Here is an 8,898-nt window from a genome sequence, read left to right on the forward strand (position 1 = left end):
ACAGGGTGCACCATGAAATTTATCAATAATTTAAGCGTCAAGGCGAGTTGGACGCTGGTACTCGTGACTTTTACTTGCCTTGTGCTTGCCATTGGTGGCTTAGGGCTTTTTGCCAACCAGTTTGGCCGCGATGCCTTTACATCGATGCATCAACGCGACATGGCTCAGGTGCGTGAGCTAAATAGCGCTTACACACAGCTGTTGCGTGCCAGGGTACAGATGAATCGGGCAGCTGAGCTGATTCGCACTCCCTCGTTTGATCGTCCAGAGCCGCTTCTGGAAGAGTCGGATCGGTTGCTGGCATCGGCGGCCACGCATTTTGAAGCTTTCCAAGCGAGCTTTCCGGAGGGGGAGCAGCCCGAGCTGGTCGGCCAGTTGGCGAGCAATTTTCAATCCCTGGTAAATAACAACCTTAGCCTGCAGATGATGATGCTAGAAGAGCGCGATGTGCGTGGCTTTCTCTCTGGCGAATCTCGGGTGGATGATAGCAGTCAGCAGTTCGTTAACACCGCGGAAGCGTTTTACGGCTATTCAGTGGCCCGTGGCGCTGGTTTGTCTGAGCGTTTCGAGAACGTTTCATCGCTGCTCTTCATGGGCGTGGTGGGTGTCGTCGTGCTGGCGCTGCTAGTCGTAGGCCTAGTCGTATGGGGCGTACGTCGGAACGTTTTGCGGCCGCTGCGGGTTATTACTCAACACTTTAAACGTATTGCTAAGGGCGATTTATCCTCTCCGGTAGAGGCGCACGCCAATAATGAAATTGGCCAGCTGTTTAGCGAGCTGGCGAATATGCAGCGTTCATTAACCACCACCGTGAATCATCTCAATAACAGCAGCCAGCAGGTGTATAGCGACAGCCAAGCCATGGCGACGCAAAGCCAGCAGTTGGCTGGACAAACCGATTCTCAGGTATCAGCGCTTCAGCAAATGGCTGCTAGCCTTGAGCAGCTCACCGCGACGGTGAATCAAAACGCAGAAAGCGCCGCGCATGTAAATCGCTCTACCACCGACGTGTCTCACAAAGCGCAGCAGGGCGATGAAGTGATCGCTCAGTTTATTGCCACCATGCAGTCTATCAACGAGCACTCCGAAGAAATTCAAAGCATTATCAAGGTGATCGAAAGCATTGCGTTCCAAACCAATATTTTGGCATTGAATGCCTCTGTAGAGGCGGCGCGGGCTGGCGAGCATGGACGCGGATTTGCTGTAGTGGCTAGTGAAGTTAGGGCGCTGGCAACGCGCAGTGCCGATGCTGCTCACGATGTTCGTGCACGTATTGAGGCCTCGAGTAAAAGCGTTGAGCAGGGTAGCGAACTTTCTCAACAGGCAGGCGAGCACACTCGGGCAATCATGCAAGCGGCGACTCAGGTAGAACACTTGATGGCGCAAATGGCCAAAGCCTCTGAAGAGCAGCGTCGCGGTATTGAAGAAGTGAACGTTGCTGTCACGCAAATCGACGCGACGACTCAAGATACGATGCGCTTGGTCAACCAAACGGCACAAAGCGCCGAGGGGTTAACCCAAGAGGCGCTGCAGATGCGTGAGTACGCGGGACAGTTCCGTATTATTGAGGAGGCCCCAGTACCTGACGTACATGATGACGAAGAGGCGGAGCAGCCTCTGGAGCAGTTGGATTGACAGGCAATGGCCAGCGCTGAATTGAGTAATCGCGATCATAAAGACGATATGCGCGCCTTGGCATAGTGGCTGCCAAGACGCGGATGGGCACTGTACTGTGTGATGCTGCGGTGAGTGTTTAATCCATGAGCTCAACGGCAACGGCGGTGGCTTCACCGCCGCCAATGCAAAGGCTGGCAATACCGCGTTTGCCGCCTTTCGTGCGCAGGGCATGAATTAGCGTGGCGATAATACGGGAGCCGGTGGAGCCAATGGGGTGACCTTGAGCGCAAGCACCGCCAAACACGTTCACCTTCTCATGGGGTAAGCCCAGGTCGTCCATGGCCATGAGGGTCACGACGGCGAAGGCTTCATTGATCTCAAACAGATCGACGTCGTTGACTCCCCAGCCAAGCTTTTTCATCAGCTTTTCAATCGCGCCTACAGGGGCAATGGTAAATTCGCTGGGATGACGTGAGTGGGTGGCGTGTCCAAGCATTTTTGCCAGCGGTTTAACACCATGGCGCTGTGCGGCTTCGTGGCTTGCTAAGATGAGCGCTGATGCACCATCGGAGATGGAGCTAGAGTTAGCTGCTGTGATGGTGCCATCTTTAGCAAATGCAGGACGCAGCTGGCGGATTTTATCCAGCTTGGCTTGGAAGGGCTGCTCATCGTGAGAAACAACGGTGTCGCCCTGGCGCGTGGTGACCGTGACAGGGGCCATTTCGGCATCTAAATCGCCATTGTTGGTGGCAGCCATCGCTCGTTCCAGGGAAGCAATGGCGAAGTCATCCAGCCGCTCGCGGGTATAGCCGCGCTCTGTAGCTACATCCTGCGCAAAGGCGCCCATCAGTTTGCCGGTTTCGGCATCTTCAAGGCCATCCAGGAACATATGATCTTTGAGCTCGCCGTGGCCCAGTCGATAGCCGCCGCGTGCCTTAGTGAGTACATGAGGCGCATTCGACATAGACTCCATGCCGCCTGCTAATAAAATCTCTCCGCTACCGGCCTTGATCAAATCATGCGCGAGCATGGTGGCTTTCATGCCTGACCCGCAGAGTTTATTGATGGTGGTGGCACCGTTGGCATCGGGAATGCCTGCTTGGCGCATCGCCTGGCGTGCGGGTCCCTGTTTAACGCCAGCAGGCAAAACGCAGCCCATGATGCCCTCTTCAATAGCGGCAGCGTCGATACCTGCGCGTTCAATAGCGGCACGGATGGCAACTGCGGCAAGTTCGGGGGCGCTCATGCTGGAAAGGCTGCCCATCATACCGCCCATTGGGGTGCGGGCGGCGGATAAAAAGACGACGTCGGTAGCGCTACTCATTGTCTATCTCCTGATAGATTTTTTGTGATTATCTGGCTGAGCGATTAGCGATGCGTTGACCCATTCGCGGGGCTGTGGTCTTCTCCTAAGTAACCAAGCAAGCGCTAGTGTAAATGACATGAATGTAATGAATGCATCTCCTCGCCGCAAGGAATTGACGCGCTTAGCAGCTCAGCTATTCGTCCAAGAGGGCTTTGATCGCACCACGGTGCGCATGTTGGCCCAGGAAATGGGCATCAAGTCCGGCAGCCTGTTTCACCACTTCAAAGATAAGCAGGAAATTCTGGCAGCAGTGATTGAGGAGGGCACTCAGAACGCACTAGGCATCGCAAAAGCCGCGTTGCAATCTTGCCCCGGCAGTGCAGAAGCTCGGCTGCATGCCATGGCAAGGGCGCACCTGGAAACGCTGTTTGCAGATCGTAATGCTCACGTGGTGGCGCTGTTTGAATGGCGACGGTTAGACCCCGCTGCCAGCGCCCACCTTAGCCACCTACGCGATGCTTATGAGGCGATGTGGGTTGAGGTGATTGATGATGCTCTGGCGGCAGGGTTGATTCATGGCGACCGCTTCCTCGTTTCCCGCTTTATTTTAGGTGCGTTGAACTGGACCGTTCGTTGGTATGACCCCAACGGCCCGCGCACCCCAGACGACCTTGCTGATGAGCTTGTGGCAATGATCCTGTCGCGCTAATTCTTGGCGCTGTCTCTTCCCAATCGACCAACGTCTAACCTCATGGCCGCGCTTGTGGCTTGCGCTCTTGGGTAAATGCTTTTAGCGTTGGTCTATCGGTAGGTTTCCGTTAACGTAAACGCACAATAATGCCAGCGCTACGTTGAATCCTGCCTGCCCGAGTGCTCACGACCGACAACATAAGAGAGCCGCCATGACAGCAACATCCACGTCACTTCCCCCGTATTCGACTTTTCTTGAAAGCTTTTCGGTTGATAGCGTTATCGCCAAACTTGACGACCATCAGGATGGATATTTAAACGCCTTTGACGCCTGTTGTGGACGGCATGTGCGCCAAGGGCGTGGTGATGTATTGGCGCTAGTACATGAAGATACCCAGGGCCAAACCCATACGCTGACCTATTCCGAACTTGATCAGCAGAGCGGCCAATTGGCGGGCTGGTTCAAAAGTCAAGGGTTCGGTGAAGGCGACCGGATTGCCTGCATGTTGCCTCGTTCTGTTAATTTGCTGATCACCGTGCTGGCAACGTGGCGCATTGGGGCCGTCTACCAGCCGCTGTTTACTGCCTTTGGGCCGGACGCCGTGGATTACCGTCTTGGCCGTGCCGATACCAAGTTAGTCATTACCGATCATGCTAACCGATATAAATTTGATGGGTTAAGCCAGTGTCCGCCCGTTTTAGCCGTGGGCGGTGCAACCAGTGAGCATGCCAACGACCTCGATTGGCAAACCGCATTGACGTATACGTCAATGAGTGAGGCACCACCCCGGCTTTCGCCGGATAAGCCATTTCTGCAGATGTTTACTTCCGGCACGGTGGGTAAGCCCAAAGGGGTAGCGGTGCCTTTATCGGGTGTGACCGCATTTGCGCTATATATGGAGCTGGCGGTTGACCTCCGTGAAGATGACCGCTTCTGGAATATGGCGGACCCTGGCTGGGCCTACGGACTTTATTATGCGATTGCAGGGCCGCTGCTGTTGGGCGTTACCACGCATTTTTGTGAGGCCGGTTTTAGTGCAGAGGGGGCGCTGGCATTTATGAAGCGCCATCGCATCACCAATTTTGCAGCGGCACCTACGGCATACCGTTTGATGAAAGCGTCAGGCTTATTTGATGACGCCCATCAAACGTTAACGCTGAGAGCAGCCAGCTCTGCTGGGGAGCCGCTGAATACGGAGGTCGTTACCTGGGTAGAAAAATCGCTGGGTTGCCTGGTGATGGATCATTACGGCCAAACGGAAACCGGGATGACCTGTAATAACCACCACTCTCTTGAGCACCCCAAACATGTGGGTGCCATGGGCGTTCCTATGCCGGGCTACCGACTGGCCATTCTTGATGCGGAATATAACGAGCTGCCGCCCGGTGAGCCTGGTGTTTTGGCGGTGGATATCAAGAATTCACTCGCCCACTTTTTCCAAGGCTATACCTGGCAGGAGAAAGACCCCTTCGTTAACGATTACTATCTGACCGGCGATGTGGTGATTCGCAATGAAGATGGTTCGTTCCAGTTTGCAGGCCGCGACGATGACATCATCACTACTGCAGGTTATCGGGTGGGACCGACAGACGTTGAAAATAGTGTGATGACACATCCAGCGGTGGCGGAGTCCGCCGCGGTGGGGCAGCCGGACGAGATTCGCGGCGAAGTGATTAAATCTTACATCGTTTTGCGCGACGGCTTCGAACCCAGCGATGCCCTGGCGGAAGAGATTCGCCAGCAGGTGCGCGAACGGCTCTCTACCCACGCTTTCCCCAGGGTGATTGAGTTTGTCGATGAGCTACCTAAAACCCCCAGCGGCAAGATTCAGCGCTTTAAGCTGCGTGCCCAAGCGGCAGAGCAAGTGCGCGATAACTCATAATTCATAGGAAGAGTGCTATGCAGGTAAAGGATCGTACGTTTCTGATTACTGGCGCTGCCTCAGGTCTTGGTGCGGCCACGGCAGAACGGCTGGTAAACGCTGGTGCCAATGTAGTGCTGTGCGATATGAGTGATCGGGTGTTGAATCTAGCAGAACAGCTGGGTGCTCAGGCTAAAGCCTGTGTCGCTGATATCACCTCTGCCGCTGATATGCAGCAGGCGGTGAATACGGCGGTGGCGTTAGGTGGCGAAAGTGGGCTTTCTGGGGTGGTTCACTGTGCGGGTGTGGTGAGCGTCGCCAAGTTAGTGGATCGAGAAGGCAATCCTGCCGACCTTGACAGCTATGCACGCACGGTCAATATCAACTTAGTTGGCACTTTTAATGTGATGCGACTAGCGGCCGCTGCGATGGCTAAAAACCCGCCCGGTGATAGCGGTGAGCGTGGTGTGATTATCAACACAGCGTCTATTGCGGCGTTCGATGGGCAGGTGGGGCAGTGTGCCTACAGCGCCTCTAAGGCGGGGGTTGTGGGAATGAGCCTGCCAGCGGCGAGAGAGCTGTCCCGACATGCCATTCGCGTTATGGCTATTGCCCCTGGAGTGTTTGAGACGCCAATGATGAGCGAGATTCCTGATGAGGCCGCCCAAGCATTAGCTGCTGCAGTGCCTTTCCCCAAGCGTTTGGGGAAACCTGAAGAGTTTGCGCTGTTAGCAGAGCAAATCATTACCAACTCTATGCTTAATGGAGAGGTGATTCGTCTGGACGGTGGAATACGCATGCAGTAAGCCGCTTTAAGCATACCGCTCTTGGTCAGCCTGCTCATATTTTGAGCAGGCTTTTTTATATTTAAAACAGGCGCTTGTATTTGTGGAGACCAAAGTCGTAGTCGGTTTTTTAGCTTAATTCAAACGACTGCTTGACTGGATTGTGTGAGCGCGCTAGTTTTCAAACATGTGTTTGAAAGATGTTGGTGAAGCCCAGCCCTTTCGGCCCCCTGTTTAGGAGAAGTGACATGCCCAGCTATCAAGCCCCTCTGCGTGACATACGTTTCGTGATGGACGAAATGTTTGATTACCCAAGCCACTACGCCGCATTACCCAATGGTGAAGATGCTTCGCCAGATGTCGTGAGTGCTATTTTGGAAGAGGGTGGTCGCTTTGCTCGTGAGGTGCTGCTACCTCTCAATCAAAGTGGTGATGAGGAGGGTTGTTTGCTGGAAGGGGGCGAGGTGAAAGCTCCTAAAGGGTTTAAAGAAGCCTATCAGCAGTATGTTGAAGGCGGCTGGCCGAGCTTGGCGGCAGATCCTGAGCAAGGTGGCCAGGGCCTTCCGCACTCATTGGCGATGATGCTCTCTGAAATGATCTGCGCTACTAACTTAGCGTGGGGTATGTACCCAGGCTTGTCGCATGGTGCGGCGGACGCGCTGCGTCATCACGGTACCGACGAGCAGAAGGCGACATACCTCACCAAACTGGTAGAAGGTGTTTGGACTGGCACCATGTGCTTGACGGAGCCACACTGCGGTACTGACCTGGGTTTGATCAAAACCCGTGCAGTGCCCGCTGAAGATGGTGCTTATCGCATTACGGGTACCAAAATCTTTATCTCGGCCGGTGAACACAATCTCGCTGAGAACATCGTCCATCTCGTGCTGGCCAAACTTCCAGATGCTCCTGAAGGATCTAAAGGTATTTCGCTATTCGTTGTGCCTAAATTTTTGCCGGACGCTGCGGGTAACCCTGGCGAGCGCAATGGCGTCAGCTGTGGTTCGCTTGAGCACAAAATGGGTATCCATGGTAACGCTACCTGCGTCATGAACTTTGATGGCGCAACGGGCTATCTAGTTGGCGCGCCGAATAAGGGCCTGGCCTGCATGTTCACCATGATGAACGCGGCTCGCTTAGGCGTGGGTATCCAAGGCTTAGGGTTGATGGAGGCTAGCTTCCAAAACTCGCTAAGTTATGCCCGTGACCGCTTACAGATGCGTGGGCTGTCTGGCGTACAAGCGCCGGATAAAGTCGCTGACCCTATTATTGTGCACCCTGATGTACGCCGTATGCTGCTGACACAAAAAGCCTTTGCCGAAGGCGGCCGCATGCTGGTGCTGTATACCGCTCAAATGCTCGATATTGTTGAGCACGGCGCGCCGGGCGAGGAGAAAGAGCGAGCGGAGACGCTGCTCGGTCTATTAACACCCATCGTCAAAGCTTTCCTGACGGAAGTAGGCTTCGAGTGTACCAATGAAGGCGTGCAGATTTTTGGTGGTCACGGCTTTATTAAGGAGTGGGGCATGGAGCAACTGGTGCGCGATGCGCGCATCACACGCCTCTATGAGGGTACGACCGGTATTCAAGCGCTTGATCTGCTGGGGCGCAAAGTGCTGATGAGTCAAGGTGAGTCTCTGAAGGTATTCACCAAAGAGATTCACAAGTTCTGTAAAGCAGAAGCGGATAACTCCGCATTAAAAGAGTTTATTGAGCCGCTGGCTAAGCTGAATTCCGAGTGGGGCGAGCTCACCATGGGCATCGGTATGAAAGCGATGCAGGACCGTGAAGAAGTAGGGGCTGCCAGCGTCGATTACTTGATGTACTCAGGCTATGTGACAGTTGCTTACCTGTTCGCACGTGCTGCCAAGCAGGCGGCTGCCTCCCGGGACGGTGATGATGCCGCTTTCTATCAGGCAAAGTTGAATACAGCGCGGTTCTATTACCAGCGCTTGTTACCGCGTACCAAAGCGCACGCTGCAATGATCCAAGCGGGAGCGGGCAGCTTGATGGCCATCTCAAGCGAAGATTTTGGCTTGGGCTTTGAGATTTAAGTCTAGGCGTTTACCAGGCACTCTCTGGTCAGGGTACTGATCGGTGGTTTGCGGCAGACTTGCCTTTGGCATCGTCTGCCGCTTTTTTTTAAAAAAGCTCTTGCCAACCCGGCAGCGAATCCGTAAAGTACGCATCCGCTGCCGGGGACGCCCAGCGTTACCAGCGGTGAATGAGGTTGAAAAACCTCTGGTTTGTCAGGAGGTTAGAGCTTTATTTTTGTCATTTGGATCGCTCGCTTCACTCGCTGAAAACAGCGGTTGACAAACACCAGGAAGTGCGTAGAATACGCCTTCCTCGCTGAGGCAGCGCGGTTCAGGTCATCGAACCCGTCGCAGCGAACTTAAGAAAGTTGCTCTTTAACAATTTGATCAGGTAATTCATGTGGGCGCTTGCCGATGAGGGTGATAAATCACCAATTATCAAGGCAAGCGCACAAGAAAGATGTTCACATCTTTCGAATTCGTTTGAACCTTGAGCCAAGTTTGATCCGCTTTTGTTGCCTTCGGGCAGCGAGTAAGGATCGCATTGATCTTAAACTGAAGAGTTTGATCATGGCTCAGATTGAACGCTGGCGGCAGGCCTA

General features: G+C 54.1%; 6 protein-coding genes. 5 read left to right on the top strand and 1 reads right to left on the bottom strand.

Going from position 1 to position 8,898, the window contains the following annotated elements; genetic code table 11:
* Positions 1 to 12 precede the first annotated feature (12 nt).
* Positions 13 to 1,635: a methyl-accepting chemotaxis protein gene (locus tag NH344_RS08165; protein WP_044630101.1), complete on the top strand. Its 1,623-nt coding sequence runs from the start codon at positions 13 to 15 to the stop codon at positions 1,633 to 1,635.
* Positions 1,636 to 1,753: 118 nt separating this feature from the next.
* On the opposite strand, the gene NH344_RS08170 is transcribed toward NH344_RS08165, so the two are convergent.
* Positions 1,754 to 2,941 carry an acetyl-CoA C-acyltransferase gene (locus NH344_RS08170; RefSeq protein WP_044630100.1) on the bottom strand — a complete coding sequence of 396 codons (1,188 nt, stop codon included), beginning with the start codon at positions 2,939 to 2,941 and terminating at the stop codon, positions 1,754 to 1,756.
* Positions 2,942 to 3,068: 127 nt separating this feature from the next.
* Here NH344_RS08170 and NH344_RS08175 point away from each other — a divergent pair, with 127 nt between their 5' ends.
* The 4 genes from NH344_RS08175 (at position 3,069) to NH344_RS08190 (ending at position 8,314) form a co-directional block, all read left to right on the top strand.
* Complete coding sequence (locus NH344_RS08175) at positions 3,069 to 3,632, top strand: TetR/AcrR family transcriptional regulator (RefSeq protein WP_044630099.1); 564 nt, start codon at positions 3,069 to 3,071, stop codon at positions 3,630 to 3,632.
* A gap of 193 nt (positions 3,633 to 3,825) precedes the next feature.
* Entirely contained in the window at positions 3,826 to 5,496 is a 1,671-nt protein-coding gene (locus NH344_RS08180) for an AMP-binding protein (RefSeq protein ID WP_044630098.1), read from the top strand.
* A 17-nt stretch (positions 5,497 to 5,513) separates the two neighbouring features.
* Positions 5,514 to 6,281 carry an SDR family NAD(P)-dependent oxidoreductase gene (locus NH344_RS08185; protein ID WP_044630097.1) on the top strand — a complete coding sequence of 256 codons (768 nt, stop codon included), beginning with the start codon at positions 5,514 to 5,516 and terminating at the stop codon, positions 6,279 to 6,281.
* Between the two features lie 227 nt (positions 6,282 to 6,508).
* Entirely contained in the window at positions 6,509 to 8,314 is a 1,806-nt protein-coding gene (locus NH344_RS08190; RefSeq protein ID WP_253027740.1) for an acyl-CoA dehydrogenase C-terminal domain-containing protein, read from the top strand.
* Positions 8,315 to 8,898 lie beyond the last annotated feature (584 nt).

Source organism: Halomonas sp. Ps84H-12 (genome assembly GCF_024124725.1).
GTDB classification, from domain to species: Bacteria; Pseudomonadota; Gammaproteobacteria; order Pseudomonadales; family Halomonadaceae; genus Vreelandella; species Vreelandella aquamarina.